This is a genomic window from Dyella sp. BiH032 (assembly GCF_031954525.1).
Taxonomy (GTDB): domain Bacteria; phylum Pseudomonadota; class Gammaproteobacteria; order Xanthomonadales; family Rhodanobacteraceae; genus Dyella_D.
Genome location: NZ_CP134867.1, coordinates 1,471,417 through 1,490,282, shown reverse-complemented (window position 1 = coordinate 1,490,282; position 18,866 = coordinate 1,471,417). Strand labels below are relative to the sequence as shown.

At 67.9% G+C, this 18,866-nt stretch carries 19 protein-coding genes and 1 pseudogene; all 20 read right to left on the bottom strand.

Features of this window, described 5'->3' with window-relative positions; translation table 11 throughout:
• Nucleotide 1: 1 nt before the first annotated feature.
• A complete protein-coding gene (locus tag RKE25_RS06485) occupies nucleotides 2-958 on the bottom strand; it encodes a MinD/ParA family protein (RefSeq protein WP_311841434.1) in 957 nt (318 codons plus the stop codon).
• Nucleotides 955-2,286: a flagellar biosynthesis protein FlhF gene (gene flhF / locus RKE25_RS06480; RefSeq protein ID WP_311841433.1), complete on the bottom strand. Its 1,332-nt coding sequence runs from the start codon at nucleotides 2,284-2,286 to the stop codon at nucleotides 955-957. The genes RKE25_RS06485 and flhF overlap by 4 nt, the downstream gene beginning before the upstream one ends.
• A 33-nt stretch (nucleotides 2,287-2,319) precedes the next feature.
• On the bottom strand, nucleotides 2,320-4,419 hold the full coding sequence (flhA, locus tag RKE25_RS06475; protein ID WP_311841432.1) for a flagellar biosynthesis protein FlhA: 2,100 nt from the start codon (nucleotides 4,417-4,419) through the stop codon (nucleotides 2,320-2,322).
• A gap of 21 nt (nucleotides 4,420-4,440) precedes the next feature.
• Nucleotides 4,441-5,574 carry a flagellar biosynthesis protein FlhB gene (gene flhB, locus RKE25_RS06470; protein ID WP_311841431.1) on the bottom strand — a complete coding sequence of 378 codons (1,134 nt, stop codon included), beginning with the start codon at nucleotides 5,572-5,574 and terminating at the stop codon, nucleotides 4,441-4,443.
• A 13-nt stretch (nucleotides 5,575-5,587) separates the two neighbouring features.
• Nucleotides 5,588-6,358 (bottom strand): flagellar biosynthetic protein FliR, encoded by a 771-nt coding sequence (gene fliR, locus RKE25_RS06465; RefSeq protein WP_311841430.1) that lies wholly within the window; start codon nucleotides 6,356-6,358, stop codon nucleotides 5,588-5,590.
• Nucleotides 6,355-6,657, bottom strand: a pseudogene (gene fliQ / locus RKE25_RS06460) (flagellar biosynthesis protein FliQ); the annotation flags it as partial. The gene fliR and the pseudogene fliQ, both read right to left, overlap by 4 nt.
• A 613-nt stretch (nucleotides 6,658-7,270) precedes the next feature.
• Entirely contained in the window at nucleotides 7,271-8,020 is a 750-nt protein-coding gene (gene fliP, locus RKE25_RS06455) for a flagellar type III secretion system pore protein FliP (protein WP_311841429.1), read from the bottom strand.
• On the bottom strand, nucleotides 8,017-8,391 hold the full coding sequence (locus RKE25_RS06450; RefSeq protein ID WP_311841428.1) for a flagellar biosynthetic protein FliO: 375 nt from the start codon (nucleotides 8,389-8,391) through the stop codon (nucleotides 8,017-8,019). The genes fliP and RKE25_RS06450 overlap by 4 nt, the downstream gene beginning before the upstream one ends.
• Before the next feature lies 1 nt (nucleotide 8,392).
• Nucleotides 8,393-8,680 carry a flagellar motor switch protein FliN gene (fliN, locus tag RKE25_RS06445; protein WP_311842349.1) on the bottom strand — a complete coding sequence of 96 codons (288 nt, stop codon included), beginning with the start codon at nucleotides 8,678-8,680 and terminating at the stop codon, nucleotides 8,393-8,395.
• A gap of 62 nt (nucleotides 8,681-8,742) precedes the next feature.
• Entirely contained in the window at nucleotides 8,743-9,759 is a 1,017-nt protein-coding gene (fliM, locus tag RKE25_RS06440) for a flagellar motor switch protein FliM (protein WP_311841427.1), read from the bottom strand.
• Between the two features lie 7 nt (nucleotides 9,760-9,766).
• Nucleotides 9,767-10,276: a flagellar basal body-associated FliL family protein gene (locus tag RKE25_RS06435; protein ID WP_311841426.1), complete on the bottom strand. Its 510-nt coding sequence runs from the start codon at nucleotides 10,274-10,276 to the stop codon at nucleotides 9,767-9,769.
• Between the two features lie 244 nt (nucleotides 10,277-10,520).
• Nucleotides 10,521-11,045 carry a hypothetical protein gene (locus tag RKE25_RS06430; protein WP_311841425.1) on the bottom strand — a complete coding sequence of 175 codons (525 nt, stop codon included), beginning with the start codon at nucleotides 11,043-11,045 and terminating at the stop codon, nucleotides 10,521-10,523.
• Nucleotides 11,042-11,551 carry a hypothetical protein gene (locus tag RKE25_RS06425; protein ID WP_311841424.1) on the bottom strand — a complete coding sequence of 170 codons (510 nt, stop codon included), beginning with the start codon at nucleotides 11,549-11,551 and terminating at the stop codon, nucleotides 11,042-11,044. Before RKE25_RS06425 ends, RKE25_RS06430 begins: the two co-directional genes overlap by 4 nt.
• Before the next feature lie 321 nt (nucleotides 11,552-11,872).
• A complete protein-coding gene (locus RKE25_RS06420) occupies nucleotides 11,873-12,928 on the bottom strand; it encodes a flagellar hook-length control protein FliK (protein WP_311841423.1) in 1,056 nt (351 codons plus the stop codon).
• An 11-nt stretch (nucleotides 12,929-12,939) separates the two neighbouring features.
• Nucleotides 12,940-13,374 carry a flagellar export protein FliJ gene (gene fliJ / locus RKE25_RS06415; RefSeq protein ID WP_311841422.1) on the bottom strand — a complete coding sequence of 145 codons (435 nt, stop codon included), beginning with the start codon at nucleotides 13,372-13,374 and terminating at the stop codon, nucleotides 12,940-12,942.
• A complete protein-coding gene (gene fliI / locus RKE25_RS06410) occupies nucleotides 13,371-14,729 on the bottom strand; it encodes a flagellar protein export ATPase FliI (protein ID WP_311841421.1) in 1,359 nt (452 codons plus the stop codon). The genes fliJ and fliI overlap by 4 nt, the downstream gene beginning before the upstream one ends.
• Complete coding sequence (locus RKE25_RS06405) at nucleotides 14,726-15,373, bottom strand: flagellar assembly protein FliH (RefSeq protein ID WP_311841420.1); 648 nt, start codon at nucleotides 15,371-15,373, stop codon at nucleotides 14,726-14,728. Before RKE25_RS06405 ends, fliI begins: the two co-directional genes overlap by 4 nt.
• Nucleotides 15,373-16,362 (bottom strand): flagellar motor switch protein FliG, encoded by a 990-nt coding sequence (fliG, locus tag RKE25_RS06400; protein ID WP_311842348.1) that lies wholly within the window; start codon nucleotides 16,360-16,362, stop codon nucleotides 15,373-15,375. The genes RKE25_RS06405 and fliG overlap by 1 nt, the downstream gene beginning before the upstream one ends.
• Nucleotides 16,363-16,369: 7 nt before the next feature.
• A complete protein-coding gene (fliF, locus tag RKE25_RS06395) occupies nucleotides 16,370-18,073 on the bottom strand; it encodes a flagellar basal-body MS-ring/collar protein FliF (RefSeq protein ID WP_311841419.1) in 1,704 nt (567 codons plus the stop codon).
• A gap of 56 nt (nucleotides 18,074-18,129) precedes the next feature.
• Complete coding sequence (fliE, locus tag RKE25_RS06390) at nucleotides 18,130-18,456, bottom strand: flagellar hook-basal body complex protein FliE (RefSeq protein WP_311841418.1); 327 nt, start codon at nucleotides 18,454-18,456, stop codon at nucleotides 18,130-18,132.
• Between the last annotated feature and the right edge of the window lie 410 nt (nucleotides 18,457-18,866).

Genomic DNA, 18,866 nt, shown 5'->3' with positions numbered 1-18,866 from the left:
CTCACCATCCCCCATGGGCCGGGTCGGGCGCCGTCGCGGCCCGGCCGCCGAAAAAGGCGATGCGGTCGCGACCCGTCCTCTGGGGTTCACCCCATGTATCGACCACACCCGCCATTTGCTTGAATCCCCGCGCGGCCCGGCTGGCCGGCCACAGGTCCACCACCGCGCTCTGGCGGCGGATCGCCTGGCGCAGGTGCTCGTCGTAGGGAATGGCCCCCATGAAATCCAGGGCCACGTCCAGGAAGCGGTCGCACACGCGCGCGAGCTTGTCGTAGAGCTGCCGCGCCTCGCCGGCGTGGCGCACCATGTTGGCCACCACGTGGAAGCGCCGCACGCGGAAGTCGCGGCTGAGCACCTTGGTCAGCGCGTAGGCGTCGGTGAGCGAGGCCGGTTCGTCGCAGACCACCAGCACCACGTCGTCAGCCGCGGCGGCGAACATCACCACGTTGTCGGAGACGCCCGCGGCGGTGTCGACCACCAGGAATTCCGGCGGATCGGGCAGCTCGTCGAAGGCGCGGATCACCGCGGCGTGCTCGCGCGTATCCAGCTGGGCCAGGCGCCGCGCGCCGGAGCCGGCCGGGATCACCTTCAGCCCGTGCGGCGCCGGCAGCATCAGTTCGCTCAGCGTGCAGCTGCCGTCCAGCAGATGGCCGATGTGGCGCGCCGGCTGCAGGCCCAGCAGCACGTCGAGGTTGGCCATGCCCATGTCGGCATCCAGCAGCGCGACCTCGCGGCCGGCCATCGCCAGCGACATGCCGAGGTTCACCGCCACGGTGGACTTGCCGACGCCGCCTTTGCCGCCGGCCACCGCGATCGCGCGGCAGCGGCGGGGCACCGGCGCCGATGCGCCCTGCGGTACGGCGCCCGTCTCGCGAGCGTCGCCGCCGCCCATCGGATGGAAGGCCGAGAAGAGATTTTTCAGGCCCCAGGCCTGGTTGATCGCCAGCGTCGTCATCATGCGTTCGCCACGGCAAGGCCGAAACGCTCGGCCATGTCGCCCTCGTCGATGGCCGGGGCCTGGCCTTTGAGCGCCTGCGCGGCGCGGCAGACCAGCACGCGCGCGTCGGCGGCGGTGAGGTCCTCGGGCACGCGCTGGCCGTCGGCGGTGTAGTCCAGCGGCAGGCGGTGGCGGATCAGCGCCGACAGCGCGCCGCCGAGACTCGGAGCCTCGTCCAGCTTGGTGAGGATGCAGGCCTGCGGCTGCTGCGGCAGGAAGGCGCGCACCATCGTGTCCAGCGCCTGCGCCTGCGCGTTGGCGGCCAGCACCAGGCAGGTGCGCACGTCGCCGGCCGCGCGCAACAGCTCCATCTGCTGCTGCAGGCGCGGATCGCTGCCGGCCACGCCGGCGGTATCCACCAACACGACGCGGCGGCCGCGCAACACGTCGAGCACTTCGCGCAGGCTTTCGGCGTCGTGCGCCGGGAAGACGCGCGTGCCGAGCAGGCGGCCGTAGTGTTCGAGCTGTGCGGCGGCACCGATGCGGTAATGGTCCGTGCTCACCAGCGCCACCTGCGCAGCGCCGTGGCGCAGCACGGCGCGCGCGGCGAGCTTGGCGATGGTGGTGGTCTTGCCCACGCCGGTGGGGCCCACCAGGGCCATCACGCCGCCGCTGGCGGCGATGTCATAACCGGTGATGCGCAGGTTGCGGCTCAGCACGCCCAGCGGCAGGTAGCGCGCCTGGTCGGCGCTGAGCTGGTCGGGCAGTTCGTCGGCAAGCTGGCGGGCGATGTCCGCGTCGATGCCAAGCCGCGCCATGTCGCGCAGCACGCGGCCGCGCAGCGGATGGCGGCGCTGCAGGTCGTTCCACGCCAGCGAGGCCATCTGCGCTTCCAGCAGTTCGCGCAGGCTGCCCAGTTCGGCACGCATGCGCGCGGTGTCGAGCGCGGCCTGTTCCATCATCGGGTGCAGCGGCGGCGCCTCGACCGGCGCGGCAACCGCGGGAGCGGCTACGGGCGCGGGCGCTGCGGCGGCGACCGGTGCGGCCTTCAGGAGGGGTGTCACCGGCTTGGCGGCTGGCTCCTCCGCCGGCGCGCGCCGCGACCGCACCGGCAGCAGCGGCGGCGGTGCCGGTGTGTCGATCAGCTTTGCGCGGACCTGTTCCGGCAGCGGCTCGCCGGTGCGTGCGGCTTCGCGCACCAGCGACTCGTCGTAATCGACCGCCGCAATGATCTCCACGCCCTCGTCGAGGCGGCGCGTGGAAAGAATCACCGCATCCGGCCCCTGCTCCTCGCGCACTTCGCGCATGGCCTGGCGCATGTCCGCGGCTACGAATCGCTTGATCTTCATCGTTCCGTTCAACCCCTGTCCCGGCGCGCCGGATTACCGGCCCAGCGCCTGCACCAAACGCACCCGACGGTTGTCGGGAACCTCGTTGTAGGCCAGTACGTGCAGGTTCTGTGCCACGTGACGCGTGAAGCGTGCGAGCCACGGACGAAGCTGCGGCGCGACCAGCAGCACGGCCGGTTCGCCGCTCATTTCCTGGCGACGCGCGGCGTCCGCAACACCGGTCTGCAAGCGGTCGGCGAGGCCCGGCTCCACCGCGGCGCCCGCTACGCCGCCGTTTCCGAGCGACGAGAGCAGGATCTGCTCCAGCTCCGGCGCCAGCGTGATGACGGGGATCTCGGTGCCGAGGCCAGCGATCTCCTGCACGATCTGCCGGCCCAGCGCGACGCGCACGGCGGCGGTGAGCGCGCCGGGATCCTGACTCTGGCCCGCGTGTTCCGCCAAGGATTCGACGATGGAACGCATGTTGCGGATCGGCACCCGCTCAGCCAGCAGGTTCTGCAGCACCTTCACCACCACGCCCAGCGACATGCGCTTGGGCACCAGGTCTTCCACCAGCTTCGGCGCGGCCGCGGCCAGGCGGTCCAGCAGCTGCTGCACGTCCTGGTGGCTGAGCAGTTCGTGCGCGTGGCCCTGCAGGATGTGCGACAGATGCGTCGCCACCACGGTGGCCGGATCGACCACGGTGTAGCCCAGCGCCTGCGCGTTGTCGCGCTGCCCGGTCTCGATCCACACCGCTTCCAGGCCGAAGGCCGGGTCCTGCGTGGCGATGCCCTGCAGCGGGCCATGCACACGGCCTGGGTTGATCGCCAGCAGGCGCTCGTTGTGCACCTCGGCCTCGCCCATCGGCACGCCCATCAAGGTGATGCGGTAGGTGTTGGGCCCCAGGTCCAGGTTGTCGCGGATATGCACCGGCGGCACCAGGAAACCCAGCTCCTGCGACAGCTTGCGGCGCACCGACTTGATGCGTCCCATCAGCTCGCCGCCCTGGTTCTTGTCCACCAGCGGGATCAGCCGGTAACCGACTTCCAGGCCGACCGGATCGACGCCGGCGACGTCCTCCCAGCCCAGCTCCAGGCGTTCGGCGGGCGCGGCGGCGGGTGCGGCTTCGACGGCGGCTTCCTCGGCCAGCTTCGCGCGGGTCTCGCGCTCGCGCTTGAGCATCATCCAAGCCGCGCCGCCGCAGATCGCGCCCAGCAGCAGGAAGGCGATGTTCGGCATGCCGGGGATCAGGCCCATCACGCCCAGCACCACGCCAGCCACCGCCAGCGCGCGCGGCTGGCCGAATACCTGGCCAAGCACCTGCTTGCCCATGTCCTGCGCGCGCGACACGCGCGTCACGATCACCGCCGTGGCGATCGACAACATCAGCGCCGGCACCTGCGCCACCAGGCCGTCGCCAATGGTCAGCAAGGTGTAGGTCTTGGCTGCGTCGCCGGCGGACAGGCCGTGCTGCATCACGCCGACGAAGAAGCCGCCGACGATGTTGATCAGCAGGATCAGGATGCCCGCCGTGGCATCGCCGCGGACGAATTTGGAAGCGCCGTCCATCGAGCCGTAGAAATCCGCTTCCTCGCGCACTTCCTGGCGGCGTTCGCGCGCCTGTTCCTGCGTGAGCAGGCCGGCGTTGAGGTCGGCATCGATCGCCATCTGCTTGCCGGGCATCGCGTCCAGGGTGAAGCGCGCGGTCACTTCCGACACGCGCGTGGCGCCCTTGGTCACCACCACAAAGTTGATGATGGTGAGGATGGCGAACACCACCAGGCCCACCGCGAAGTTGCCGCCGATCACGAACTCACCGAAGGCCTCGATCACCTTGCCCGCGGCTCCCGGACCGTTGTGGCCGTGCAGCAGCACCACGCGGGTGGAGGCGATGTTCAGCGCCAGGCGCAGCAAGGTGGCCATCAGTACCACGGTGGGGAACGCGGCGAACTCCAGCGGCCGCATCACGTAGATCACCGCCAGCAGGATCACCAGCGACAGCGCGATGTTGAAGCTGAAGAGGATATCCAGCAGGAACGGCGGCAGCGGCAGCATGACCATCGCCAGCGCGGCCAGCATGACGATCGGCGCCCCCGCGCCGCGGCGGCTGATCTGCTTGAAAGTATCGAACGCGCTTGCGCTTGCGGCTGCCATGGAGCGGTGTCCTGGAATGAATCAGCGATAGGGGCCGAGCAGGTCCGGATCGACCTGCGGCGACGGAGGCGTGGGCGGGACTTCGCCCATGGCGACGGCCTGGCGCAGCTGGAACACGTAGGCCAGCACCTGCGCCACGGCGACGTACAGCGAAGCCGGGATTTCCCGTCCCAGTTCGGTGGTGGCATACAGCGCGCGCGCCAGCGGCGGCGCTTCCACCATGGGGATACGATGGCCGGCGGCGACCTGGCGGATCTGCATGGCGATCACGTCCACGCCCTTGGCCACCACGCGCGGGGCGCGCATGCGGCCGTCGTCGTATTTCAGCGCCACGGCGAAGTGGGTGGGGTTGGTCACCACCACGTCGGCCTTCGGCAGCTCCTGCATCATGCGGCGGCGCGCGAGCTGATGCTGCACCTGGCGGATGCGGCCCTTGAGCTCGGGGTTGCCGTCGCTTTCCTTGGCTTCGTCGCGCAGTTCCTGCTTGGTCATGCGCAGGCGGCGGCCATAGTCGTAGCGCTGGTAGGCCGCGTCGATGCCGCCGATCAGCGCGAGCATGGTGCCGAACAGCAAGGCCGCGCGGCCGAGCTGGGAAAGCGACAGCGCGATGCCGGCGAACACCGTGCCGCGGCCGCTGGCCTGCATGGCCTCCTGTCCGTGCCACAGGAACCAGGCGAGCGCCGCGCCGATGAAGACCAGCTTCAGCAGCGACTTGGCCAGTTCCACCAGGCCGCGCAGCGAGACCAGGCGCGCCAGGCCGGCGATGGGATCGAGCCGGTCGAACTTCGGCTGCAAGGCTTGCGCGCTGAAGCTCAAGCCACCGAGCAGTACGGGAGCGGCCAGCGTGGCGAGCAGCGTCGCCACCGCCACCGGCGTCAGCAGCGCCATCGCTTCCCGCAGCGCGGCGCCGAGCACGCGCCCATGGAGTTCGCCGGAGAACAGCGCCTCACGGCTGTAGCCGAACCCCAGCTCGTAGATACGCCGCGCATGCACGAACGCGCGCTCGCTGCCGCTCATCAGCGCGGCGATGCCGGCCAGCACCACCAGGGCGCCGGAGAGGTCGCGCGAGCGTGGGACGTCGCCCTTCTCGCGCGCTTCGCGCAGGCGTTTTTCTGATGGTTTTTCGGTGCGTTCCTGGTCGTCGTGTTCGGACATGGCGCCGGCCCCCTCAGGCTCCCAGGAGTTCGCGCATCAGCGACCACGCGCTTTCCTCCAGCGCGCCGAAGGCGCCGGGCAGGCTGCGCAGCGCCAGCCACAGGGCGATGAAGCCCAGGCAGATCGTGATCGGGAAGCCCACCGCGAACAGGTTCATCGCCGGTGCCGCGCGGCTGATCGCCGCAAAGCCCATGTTCACCACCAGCAGCGAGGTCATCGCCGGCAGCGCCACGCGTACCGCGCCGGAGAACAGCTGCCCGCCGAACGCGGCGACCGCATGCAGGCCGTTAGGCGAAATCGCATCCGTACCCGGCGGCAACGTACGGAAGCTCTCGGCCAGCAGGGCCACCAGGCGCAGGTGCCCGTCCATCGCCAGGAACAGCAAGGTGACCAGCAGCAGATAAAACTGATTGAGCACCGGCGAACTGCCGCCGCCCTGCGGATTGACCACCTCGGCGAACCCCAAGCTCATGCTCTGCGCCACCAGCTGCCCGCCAAAGGCTACAGCCTCGAAAGTCAGGCGCAGCACGAAACCCACGGCCGCGCCGATCAGCACCTGCCCCGCCATCGTCGCGATGCCTTCCGCCGTGAGCGGATCGATGCGTGCCGGCGCCATCGGCGCGAGCACCATGGTCAGCATTACGATCAGCCCCACGCGAGTACGCGCCGGCAGCACGCTGGCGCCATATACCGGCGCGACGAGAAACAGCCCCGCCACGCGTCCCATCGCCCACAGCAGGCCGCCGAGCCAGACCGGCAACTGGGCGAGGTCGACGGTAGTCACCTGACCGCTCCCGGCAGGCTTTCGATCAGCTGCCGCGTGAACTGCACCAGCGTACGCAGCATCCAGGGACCTGCGATCAGCGCGACCAGCGCCATCGCGATCAGCTTCGGGATGAAGCTCAACGTCATTTCATTGATCTGCGTCGCCGCCTGGATCACACCGATGAGCACACCCACCGCCAGCGCGGTGAGCAGCAGCGGCGCGGCGACCAGCATCGCCACGTAGAGCGCGTGCTGGCCGAATTCGATGACGGATTCGGGGGTCATGCCAAAGCCTCCATCTCCCTCTCCCCTTCGGGGAGAGGGTTGGGGTAAGGGGCCGGCCGGAGCGAAAGCTCGAAAACTCGAGCAAACCCCATGCGCAAACGGCTCGCACGAACCAGCACCTTCTCGAGCATCCGCCCCTCATCCCGCCTTCTCCCCGAAGGGGAGAAGGGGAAGTGCGGTACCGCGGTAAGCAGCAACGACCAAACAAGAGCGAGCGAAGCGACGCTCCGAGTTGCTCTTGATCTGCCGGGTTCCCTTCGCGGCGGTGAGGGCTGGACGATCAGGCCGCCGCAGGCGGGCGGGGACAGGACGTCCCCGCCTTTTCGATTCGGGCAGGGATGCCCGATCGAAAAGCCCGGCCAGCCCTCAACGCACCCGCAGCAGCGTAGGCTGCGGAGGGCGCCGCGCAGGGGGCCCTTCTTCTTGGTTACTTCTTCTTGGGCAAGCAAGAAGAAGTAACTCGCTCTCCGGCAGGAGAGCGAAACCCTCGCCCCGCGAGGGGCGAGACAAGGCTGGCCGTGAGGCGACAACCGAGCGATGTCGCCACTGGATGACTCGCTACGCTCGCCCCTTCGGGGCCGCCCTCCGAGCGTTCTCTGCGCGACGCGCTCCGTCCGGCCTGCGCCGGCATGACGTGTAGAGGCGCTCACGAGTAAAAACTCCCCGCCAATGTCCCCAGCAACAACGACCACCCATCCACCAACACAAACAACATGATCTTGAACGGCAACGAGATGATCATCGGCGACACCATCATCATGCCCATCGACATCAACACACTCGCCACCACCAGATCGATGATCAGGAACGGAATGAACAGCAGGAAGCCCATCTGGAACGCCGTCTTCAGCTCGCTCGTCACGAACGCCGGCATCGCCACGCGAAACGGCACGTCGTCCTTGCTCGCATAGGGCTGCTCCTTCGCCAGGCGGGTGAAGAGCTGCAGGTCCGGATCGCGCGTCTGGTCCAGCATGAAGCGCTTGAACGGCGCCGCCGCCGCGGGAATGGCCAGCTCCGCCGACAGCTGGCCGTCCATATAGGGCTTCACGCCATCGGCGTAGGCCCGCTCCAGCACCGGCGACATCACGAACAGCGTGATGAACAGCGCCAGCCCCAGCAGTACCTGGTTCGGCGGCGTGGATTGCGTGCCCAGCGCCTGGCGCAGGAAACCCAGCACGATGATCACTCGCGTGAACGAGCTCATCATCAGCAGGACCGCCGGCAGCAGCGTGAGAACCGTCATCAGGCCCAGCAGTTGCAGCGACAGCGTCCAGCTCTGGCCGCCCCCGGCGTTCTGCACGGTCAGTGCCGGAATGCCCGCGACGGGATCGGCCAGCAGCGGCGACGGCGCCAGCGCCAGCAGAGCGAGCAGCGCGAGGAGGAAGCACTTCTTCATGACTTGCGTTTCCAGAGGCCGAGCAGATCCGCGAAAGCGGGTGGCGTCGGCAATGACGGCGTATCGACGGCGGGGGCTTCGCCCTCGTACACGTGCAGCGTGCGCAGGCCGCCCTGCCCCACGCCGACCAGCAGCCGCTTGCCGTCGGCCTCCAGCAGCAGCACGCGTTCGCGCGTGCCCACGGCGAACGACTCGACGCAGCGGATGCGCCGCCCGCCCGATTGCGCGCGGCCCTGCGCGCGGCGGCCCAGCCAGCCCGCGGCGAAGATCAGCGCGACGATGCCGATCAGGCTCAGGCAGACGCGCAGCAATTCCGCGCCCACGCCGGGATCGGCCGCCGGGGTGGCGGCGAAGGCGAGCAGCAGGCTCATGTCAGCGCAGCTTCCGCACGCGCTCGGCGGGGCTGATCACGTCGGTCAGGCGGATGCCGAACTTCTCGTTGATCACCACCACTTCGCCATGGGCGACCAGGGTGCCGTTGACGAAGACGTCGAGCGGCTCGCCCGCGGCGCGGTCCAGCTCCACCACCGAGCCCTGGTTGAGCTGCAGCAGGTTGCGGATGCTGATGCGCGTGCGGCCGACTTCCATCGCCAGCGTGACCGGCACGTCCAGGATCAGGTCGAGGTTGACGTCCCCGCTTTCGCCCGCCACGCCGAGCATGGTTTCGTATTCGGGGCGGCCGGTGGGATCGAGCAAGGTGGCCGAATCGTTGGTGGTGGTGCTCATGCTTGGGTATTCCCGGTGGAGAATTCATTGATGTGCCGGCTTTCGCGGCGGCCGGCGGGGGACTGGAAGCGCACGGCCTTGTGGCCGCCGGCGCGGCCGACCTGGCCGCGGAAAATGGGCACGTCCTCGGCGAACATCGTGCACAGCTCCGGCAGGTTCACCGGAATCACGTCGCCGGGCCGCAGCTGCAGGAAGTCGCCGATGTTCATGTCCACTTCGAGCATCAGCGAGCTGAGTTCGACTTCGGCGTCCAGCACCTCCTGGTGCAGGCTCTGCAGCCAGCGTTCGTCGCGCTCGACGCGGTCGCTCTGCACGCCCGCATCGAGCAGCACGCGGATCGGCTCGACCATCGAGTACGGCAAGGTGAGGTGGATTTCGCCGCCACCGCCGTCCACCTCCACGTGGAAGCGCGATACCACCACCGTCTCGGTGGGGCTGACGATGTTGGCGAACTGCGGATTGATCTCCGAGTTGAGGAACTCGAAGTTCAGCGGCAGCACCGGCGCCCAGGCTTCGACCATCGCGGTGAAGACTTCCGCCAGCATGATCTGGATCACGCGCGACTCGGTGGGCGTGAAGTCGCGGCCCTCGATGCGCGCGTGATAGCGGCCGTCGCCGCCGAAGAAGTTGTCGATCACGCTGAAGACCAGGCGCGGTTCCATCACGATCAGCGCGGTGCCGCGCAGCGGCTTCACGCGCACCAGATTAAGGTTGCTGGGCACCGCCAGGCCGTGCACGTATTCGTTGAACTTGGACATCTTCACGCCCAGCACCGAGACCTCGCAGGTCTTGCGCAGCACGCTGAAGATGCCGGCGCGGAAATAGCGCGCGAAACGGTCGTTGACCATTTCCAGCGTCGGCAGACGGCCGCGGACGATGCGGTCCTGCTGGGTGAAGTCATAGGACAGCACCGCGTCGGCCGGCGGCGGTTCGTCGCCACCGGTGGGCACGTCGCCGCCATTGACGCCATTGAGCAGCGCGTCGATTTCTTCCTGGGAGAGCAAGTCGCTCACGGCCGCCTCACTGCATCACGAAGCTGGTGAAGTACAGCGCCTCGACCCCTGCGTGGCCGGTACGCTCCTGGAGGATCTTCTGCACCGCCGCCAGCGCCTTGGCCTGCAGCTTTTGCTTGCCCTGGATATCCGCGAGCTCGGTGTAGTCCTGGCTGGAGAACAGCATCACCAGCGCGTTGCGGATCACCGGATCGGCGTCCTTGGCGGCCTGGATGGCGGCCGGGTCGTGCGACATCAGCGTGACGCCGACCTGCAGATAGCTGAGGCCCTCGGCCTTCTGGAAATTCACCACGAAAGCCGGATCCATCGCGAGGAAGACTTCCGGCCCCTTCTTCTCGGGCTTGGCCTCGGCCGTCCGACTCCCGCCGTCGGCCGCGTGGCCGCGCAGGGTGAACAGCGCGTAGCCGCACACCGCCGACACCACCAGCAGCGCGAAGACCAGGACCAGGATGGTGCCGCGCCCGGCCCCGCCTTTCTTGGCGGGCTGCTCGACCGGACTTTGCTCAGCGTTCGACATGCATGACCTCGATATGCAACGGATTCGTGCCCCGCGCTTTCCCGCGCGAGGCCAAGGTCTGAATGCAATCGGCATGCCATCGTGAGAAACAGCTCAGCGGCGCGGGTTGCGGGCTGCCCGGAGGCGGGCGCGGCGTTTTCTTGACGCGTGGCGGAGAGGCGTCGCGTCGCCGTCATGACAGTGGATGGGGCGGAGGAAACCGGGCGGCCGCGGGCCGCCCGGTAGCGGATTTCCACGCAAACCCTTAGGGGCCCCGGGTGGTCCTCGGCGTAAATACGACAGCCGAGAGACAGGCTGGCCGCTTCTGGGCAAAACCAAATGCGATTTTTCCGTGACCGCCTTCGGTGGACCAGTACGTTTTATCTTCGGGCGACATCGAGTGGGGGACGTCAGTTATCGATACGTCGGGATAGTGCCGCTTGAGTTCCTTCACTGTGATGCATCGACCATCGATCTCAAAAAATGCAAGGACCGGGATGTCTTTGTTCAGACGGATTTCGGAGCTGGTAATGATGACGTCTGACGTCACTGCAACCATCCCTCCTTCTACGGAGGACAACTGTCCGGATCGCTGAATCTTTTGAAGGTGTGCTGGTACGGGCCAAACCTCGGACAGGGATTCCCGCCCCTGTGCGGCTTTCATTTCAATCAGCCTGATCTTCTGCCATATCTCCTCGTTCCACTGAGATCCCGAAATCTCGGCCTGTGACAAGTTAGGATGAAGGATGAACAAGAGCGCTGGCAGACACACGCGCAATACATTCCTCATGGTGATACCTCCCCGATAACGCTGTCGTAGTGCTCCCCGTAGTAGTCGAGGTAACTCTTCTCGCCCCCTGACACGGTATTGCGCTCACAAAAGAAATATCCGAGCTCCGCGAGATTCAACGGTGGATGCGACAGCAACTCGTAGTACTTCTCCATCATGGCGTCCTCTTCGGCCGAAGTGAGATGGATATCTATACCCAAGCACTCCTTGACGACTTCCCTGGTGCGGATGTTCTCGGCCAAGGCGGCCCCTTCGTCACGGCAAGCAGATCTGATGTAGGCGTCTCGCGATGACCAATCCGGCTTCCAAGCAAGAACCGCATGACCCACCTCATGCGAAAGCTGCGACGAAGATGACGTATCTGCTTTCTCGGGCTCGATATAGATAATTTTCTTATCCCGATCGGCCCTTGCCCACTTGTCGTACTTGAATTGCCAAAACCTTCCATCTGCGTCCGGGGCTTTCAGGTCCTTCAGCAACCCATGCAACCTGACGGGTTCGTTCACGATCTGATCCACTCCACTCCCGTACCCGGTTTCCGCAACCGGTGGCGGGCTGCTCCATTGGCTGGTGCATATAGACGCCAATGGCTCCATGGCAGCGACTGGAGCCATGAAAGAAAAGAGGGCGACGGCCGAACACCAGCGTGCACTACTCCTTATTCCCATTAACTACTCTCCCTTGAATGGATCGAGCATTCGCGCAAGGCGAATACCGCGGACCAGGCGTTGCACCTGGCCGCTTGACCATAGGCGGCGCTCCGCCGCCGCGACCATCGGATCGCTACGAAATCTGCAGAGAGGATTCGATCGCCTATCTACGCCGGATTAGGCGAAGGTGTCGAGTAACCCGACGACCAAGGGAAGGGGGGCGGATTTCATGGGCTCGGACTCGTTGGAAGCAACGGCATCTCGCGCCTTTTCTCCCTGCCCCTGCCCACGCTCCCCCGCCCCCTGCTGCCCCACCTGCGCCTGTCCGAGCGACAGCCCGTGGCCCGCAAGCATCAGATCCAGCTGGCCCAGGGTCTGCTGCACGGCGGTTACCGCGGCGGGATGCTGCGCGGTGAAGCTGACGTCCACGCGGCCGTGCTCGGCCACGCTCACTTTTACGTCGAGCTGGCCGAGTTCTTCCGGACGCAGGCGGATGCGTGCTTCCTTGATCTCCTGGCCGCCTAGCCAGGCGACCTGCTGGCCCAGCTCCTGGGCGAAGGCGGAGTTGCCGACGGGCGCGTCCATCTTCAGCGTGTGGACGCCGTGCGCGACGTTGGCGGCGGGCGCCTGCGGCGTCATCGTGGCGGCGAGCGCCTCGATGTTGCTGCCGGGCTCAGAGGTCTTGTGCACCGCGGGTGCGGCGGCTTCGATGACGGTCGAGATCAGCGCACCGGCATCCGCACCGCCGGCGGCCATGGGCGCGGCGGATGCAAGGGCATCCTTCGCGCCGTCGGCAACAAGGAAACCGGGCAGGCCGCGCTGCGCGCCGCCCTTGCCCGCATCGGGCGAAAGCGTTTGTCCGTGAGCTGAGCCCGCCGCGGGATGGGCGATCGATGCGCCCTGCCCCAGCAGGGCCAGCACGGCGGCGGCCAGGGCGTTGCCGTTGCGTTCGGCGGGATCGCTCGCGCCATCGCCATCCTTGCCGGCCAACAGGGCATCGGCCTCGGCGGCGGGCACCGTGACGTGGCCAGGCAGTGCCGGTGGCGTGGCCCCGGTCGCGAGCGCGGCAGCGCCCGGCTGGCGCAGCAGCTGGTCGAGCTGGCGGTCGAAGCCGCTCTGCGCTTTGTCGTCCGCGCTGCCCGGCTGCGCGGCGGCGTGGCGGGGCGCGGCGCGGGCGGCGGACGGAGCGGCAGTCTTGGGCGTGGACATGGGCATGGATACGTTGGCGGTCATGATGGATAGCCTTAGCCGCGGCGCCGCGGGTTGCGGTGCTGCATGCGTTCGTCGATGTCGTTCTGTTCGCGGCGCTCTTCGCTCTTGCGCTCCTGCTCGCGGGCATGGCCAATCACGCTCTCCAGCGCGCGCTCGCGCGCATGGGCATCGCGCCAGGAAGCGCCGGCCTGCTCCAGCAGCCGGCGCTGGCGTTCCACTTCCAGCAGCTGCTGGGCGATGGCGCGGTCGATGCGTTCCACGAATTGCTGGCGGTTGAGCAGCGCGCTCACCGACACCGCGGCCGCTCCGTCCAGCGCGTACTCGGCGCGGTAGCGGCGCAGCTCGGACAATTGATGCTCCGCCGCCTGCAGCCGGTTCTGCTGCTCGGCCAGGCGCTGCGCGGCAGCCTCGCGCTTCTCGCGCGCATGATCGGCGGCGGGGGCGAGACGGGCGGAACGCGGCTTCATGCGGCAGCCTCGGCGGCGATCTCTTCGAGCGCGGCGATCGCCGCGGCCAGCGCGGTCGGGTCGTCCACTTCTTGCTGCAGGAACGCGCGCAGGCGCGGCCACATGGCAATGGCCCGGTCCACCTGCGGATCGGAACCCTTCTGGTAGGCGCCCACGGCGATCAGGTCGCGCTGCTGGCGATAAGCCGAATAGACCTGGCGGAACTGTTGCGCCGCCCGCAGGTGCGAGCGCTCGACCACGGCCGGCATCACGCGGCTGATCGAGGCTTCGATGTCGATCGCCGGGTAATGGCCGGACTCCGCCAGGTCGCGCGAGAGCACGATATGGCCGTCCAGGATCGCGCGCGCGGCGTCGGCGATCGGGTCGTGCCGATAGTCATCGCCCTCGGTAAGCACGGTGTAGAACGCGGTGATCGAACCGCGTCCTTCCGCGTCGTTGCCGGCGCGCTCGACCAGCGCGGGCAGCAGTGCGAATACCGATGGCGGATAACCCTTGGTCGCCGGCGGTTCGCCGATGGCCAGCGCGATCTCGCGCTGGGCCTGGGCGTAGCGGGTGATCGAGTCCATCAGCAGCAGCACGCGCTGGCCGCGGTCGCGGAACCATTCGGCAATGGCCGTGGCGTACTGCGCGCCGCGCAGGCGCTTGAGCGGCGGCGCGTCGGCCGGCGCGGCGACGATCACCGCGCGGGCGCGCCCTTCTTCGCCCAGCGTGTGCTCGACGAATTCCTTCACCTCGCGGCCGCGCTCGCCGATCAGGCCGACCACCACGACATCCGCGTCGGTGTACCGCGTCATCATGCCCAGCAGCGTCGATTTGCCGACGCCGGAGCCGGCGAACAGGCCCAGGCGCTGGCCGCGACCGACGGTGAGCAGCGCGTTGATCGCGCGCACGCCGGTGTCCAGCGGTGCGTCGATCGGCTTGCGCGCCATGGGGTTGATCGGCTCGCGCTTGAGCGAAGCGTGTTCGTCCACGTCGAGCGGACCCAGGCCATCCAGCGGCAGGCCATCGGCGCCGATCACGCGGCCGAGCAGCGCCGCGCCCACCGGCAGGCCACCGGCGTGGGCGCAGGGGCGCACGCGCGCGTTGGGCAGCACGCCGTGCATTTCGGTGACGGGCATCAACAGCAGCCGATCGTCGGCGAAACCGACCACCTCGGTATCGAGTTGATCGCCGCCGGCCGTGGCGACCAGGCAGCGCGCGCCCAGCGGCGCTTCGCAACCCTCGGCCTCCAGCGTGAGTCCTACCACGCGGCGCAGGCGTCCTTCCACCACCAACGGAGCGGCGGCTTCGGCGCGGCGCGCGCGGCGGGCCAGGCGGTGACGCCAACGTTCGGCGGTGGCGCGGTCGGCGCTCATGCCATCTCCAGTTCGGGATCGTCGCTGCCGGCTTCGTCGCCGAACACCGCGTCGGCGACGGCGGCCAGACGCGTCTCCACGCGCGCGTCCAGGCGCGAGGTTTCGCTTTCCACACGGCAGTCGCCGCGCTGCAGGGCGAGGTCGGCGATCAACTGCCAGTCGGACTCGGCCGCGTCCAGCTCGCGCAGCAGCGCAAGGTCCTCCGGGTGCAGATACACGCGCACCGTGCGTGCCGCCGACGGGAGCGCGAGCACGGCTTGCCGCACCGTACTCACCACCAGCTCGGGCGACGTCCTGAGTTCATGTCCGATCACCTGCCGCGCGATCACCAGCGCCAGACGGGCCAGTTCCTGCTCGGTGGCGTCGTCCAGCGCGTCCAGCGGACGCGCGGCGGCGCGAAGAATGCCTTCGAGGAGGTCGACTTGTTCGCGCAGCGCCTCGCGTGCGGCGGCGCGACCTTCGGCCAGGCCGGCGGCATAACCGGCCTCGCGCGCTTCGCGCTCAAGCCCTTCGAGGTCGGCCACGGTCGGCAGCGGCACCTGCGGCTCCGGTGTCGGTTCCGATGCCTTGGGTTCGCCCACGTCGGGCAGCTCCCAGCGGCGGAAGCCTTTCAATTCGTCGCGCGAGAAGAAGGCACCGGCCATCAGACGAAGTCGTCACCGCCGCCGGTGAGGCTGATCTGCCCGGAATCGGCAAGCCGGCGGGCGATCTGCAGCACTTCTTTCTGCGCCGAATCGACTTCGCTGAGGCGCACCGGACCCTTCACTTCCAGATCGTCGCGGAGCATGTCGGAAGCGCGCTTGGACATATTGGCGAAGATGCGCTCGCGTACCGCCGGTTCCGCGCCCTTGAGCGCCGTGACCAGCCTTGCCGATGGCACCTCGCGCAACAGCATCTGCATGCTGCGGTCGTCCAGGTCCGCCAGGTCTTCGAACACGAACATCAGCTCTTCGATGCGACCGCTCAGCGAGGCGTCATGGCCGCGGATGGCCGTGATCAGCTCGGCCTCGCGGCTGGATTCCATCGCGTTGAGGATGTCCGCCGCAGCTTTCAGGCCGCCGACGGTGGCGGACTTCAGCTTGTTGGTATTGCCGGAGAACTGGCGTTCCATGATCTCGTCCAGCTCGTTCAGCGCATGGGGCTGCACGCCGTCCAGCGTCGCGATACGCATCACCGCGTCGCTGCGCGTGCGCGGCGGCAGGTAGCCGATGACTTCGGCGGCCTGATCCGGTTCGAGATGCGCCAGCACCAGCGCGATGATCTGCGGATGCTCCTGGCCGATCATCTCGGCGATCGCGCGGCTCTCCATCCACTTGAGCGATTCCAGGCCCTTGCTGCTGCGGCCGAGCAGGATGCGGTCGATCAGGCCGCCCGCCTTGCTCTCGCCCAGCGCGTTGACCAGGATCTTGCGGATGTATTCCTCGGTGCCCACGCCCAGCGAGGTGTGGCGCCCCATGTCCTCGGTGAGCCGGCCGAGCACGTGCTCGACCTGTTCGCGCGAGACGTTGCTGAGACCCGCCATCGCCTGGCCTACGGCCTGCACGTCGCGCGCGTTGAGATGCTTGAGCACTTCGGCCGCGTCCTGCTCGCCGAGGGTGAGCAGGAGGATCGCAGCGCGCTGAGCGCCGGTGATTTCGATATTAGCCGCCATCTTCATTCACCCAACTGCGAACCACCTGCGCCACCTGCTTGGGGTTCTCGGTGACCATGCGCTTGGCCATCGCCACGCGCGCCTCGTAGTTCATGCCCGGGGCGGCCAGCCGTCCCGGCGCATCGATGTCGTCTTCGGGATCGTCGATGCGCACCGACACCGTCGGTATCGCGCCGCCCGCCGGCAGCGCCTGCAACGCAGTGCCAGGCGACCTGAAGACACCGCGCAGCAGCGGCCGCAGCAAGCCGAAGGCGATGATCAGGGCGACCAGCACGCCACCGCCCTGCTTGATCAGGTCCATCACGCCGGGACGCTGCCAGAACGGCGTCTCCGGCACCGGCTCGTTGCCCGGCGTCTTGTGGAAGGGCTGATTGATCACCGAGACGCTGTCGCCGCGCTGCTGGTTGAAGCCCACCGCGTTCTTGGCCAGGTCGGTGAGATGCTCCAGCTCCTGCGCCGTGAACGGCACGCTCTTGCTGTTGCCCTTGTCGTCGGTCACCGCCTTGTTGTCCACCGCTACCGCAACGGTGAGGCGGGCCAGGCGACCGGCCGGATCGCTGACGTGGCTGACGGTGCGGTCCAGTTCGTAGTTGCGCGTCGCGCTACTGGAACTCTCGCCGCCGGAAGCCGCGTTCGCCGTTGCCGCGGTCGCGCCGGCATTCGCCGCGCCAGGAGCGCCCGCATTCGGCTTGGCCGCGGTCGGCTGCGCGACGGTGTTGGGCGGCTGATTGCTCAGCGCGCCCGGCACCGCGCCCGCCGTCGAACCGTCGCGGCGCTGCTCGCTGCTGACCTGCTCGCTGCGCAGCGCCGGATTTTCATGATTGAAGGTTTCGGTGGCCTTCTCCGTCTGGCTGAAGTCCAGATCGGCATAGACCTGCGCGCGCACCTTGCCCGGCCCGACCAGCGGCGTAAGCAGTTCCTCGATGCGCTGCGCGTAGGTGTTCTCCATGCGCGTGGCCAGGCGCAGGCGGCTGTCGCCGACGGCGCCGGGGGAGTCCGGATCGCTGACGGTGAGGAGCTGGCCCTGCTGGTCCACGACGGAAACCTGGCGCGCGTCCAGTTCCGGCACGCTGGAGGCAACCAGGTGCACGATCGCCGCCACCTGCGAGGCGTCGAGCTGGCGCCCAGGGAACAGCGTCACCAGCACCGAGGCGCTGGCCTGGCGGTTGTCGCGGATGAATGCGGAAGGCTTGGGCAGTGCGAGGTGCACGCGTGCGGCGCGCACCGATTGCAGCCCAGCGATGGTGTTGCCCAGGTCCGTCTCCAGCATCTGCTGGTAGCGCGTGCGCTCGGCCAGGTCGCTCATGCCGAACGGCGAGTCGGCTCCCGGCACGGTGGCGCTGGTGCCGGCGCTGCCCTGCGGCAGGCCTTGCGCGGCAAGGCGCAGGCGCACTGCGGCCAGGTCGGCGGCAGGCACGGAGATCGATGCGCCATCCGGGCCGAGCTGATACGGCGTATTCGACGCCTGCAACGCTTGCGTGACGGCGGCGGCGTCCTTGGAATCCAGCCCCGCGTAAAGCAGTCCGTAGTTGGGACCGCGCGACCACATCACCACGGCGACGCCGAACGCCACCGCCGCGGCGACGGCCACGAGCAGCATCAGCTGCCGCGTTGCCGGGCTCTGCGCGAGTTGCTTCAGCGGGTCCAGGCGCGAACCGGCTTGGTCGGAGGGCGCGATGGCGTTTTCTGCCATGAAAACTGCTCGTTATCGGTGAGTAAGGGGGAAACTGCGGCGTTCGATCCGTACCGTCAGACCGGCATGTTCATGATGTCTTTGTAGGCATCGACGAGCTTGTTGCGCACTTCGGTCATCGCGCGCAGCGAGAGATCCGCCTTCTGCACCGCGACCATCGTCCGCCCCAGATCCGCCCCCGCGTCCCCGCGCTCGAACCCTGCCGCCAATTTCCCGGCTTCCATCTGGTTCTGCCCCACCGCCGCAATGGACTGCTTGAGCAGCGCCCCGAAATCCCCGCCTTGCGACGGCACTACGCTGCGCGGCGCGATTTCGGGCATCGGCATCTTGGTGGACATCTGCCGCATCTGGGACAGCAGACTGTTGACGTCGATCTGGCTCATGACGGATTTCCAACGCGTGGAGTGATGACGAGAGGGGTAGATGCACGAGGCGTGCCATCCCTCTCTTTCAGGATGGGTGGTTGCGCTGCGCGCCTTGCGGTCGCCTGTGCCGTGGGTTTTTTTTTGACCTGTTGGCGGGCGAGATAGATTGTTCGTGGTTGGCGCTGAAGGTGTGGCGGTGGCACTAAGTCGTGGTTCGGTGATCTGGCCGCTTATGCAGCGGGCATGTCGGACGCCTGCCGGCGCCCGAGTTACTTTCTCTTTGCTGGCCCAACCCCCTCAAGGGGGGCCTCGAGAGAAAGTAACCAAAGAGAAATGGCCTAAGGTCAAAGGCTCGCGGCGGGGGTTGGCAGAGCACGGTGTGTTTTCTTACTTTGCTGGACCGCGCGACTCGAAGGGGGACTGAGGGG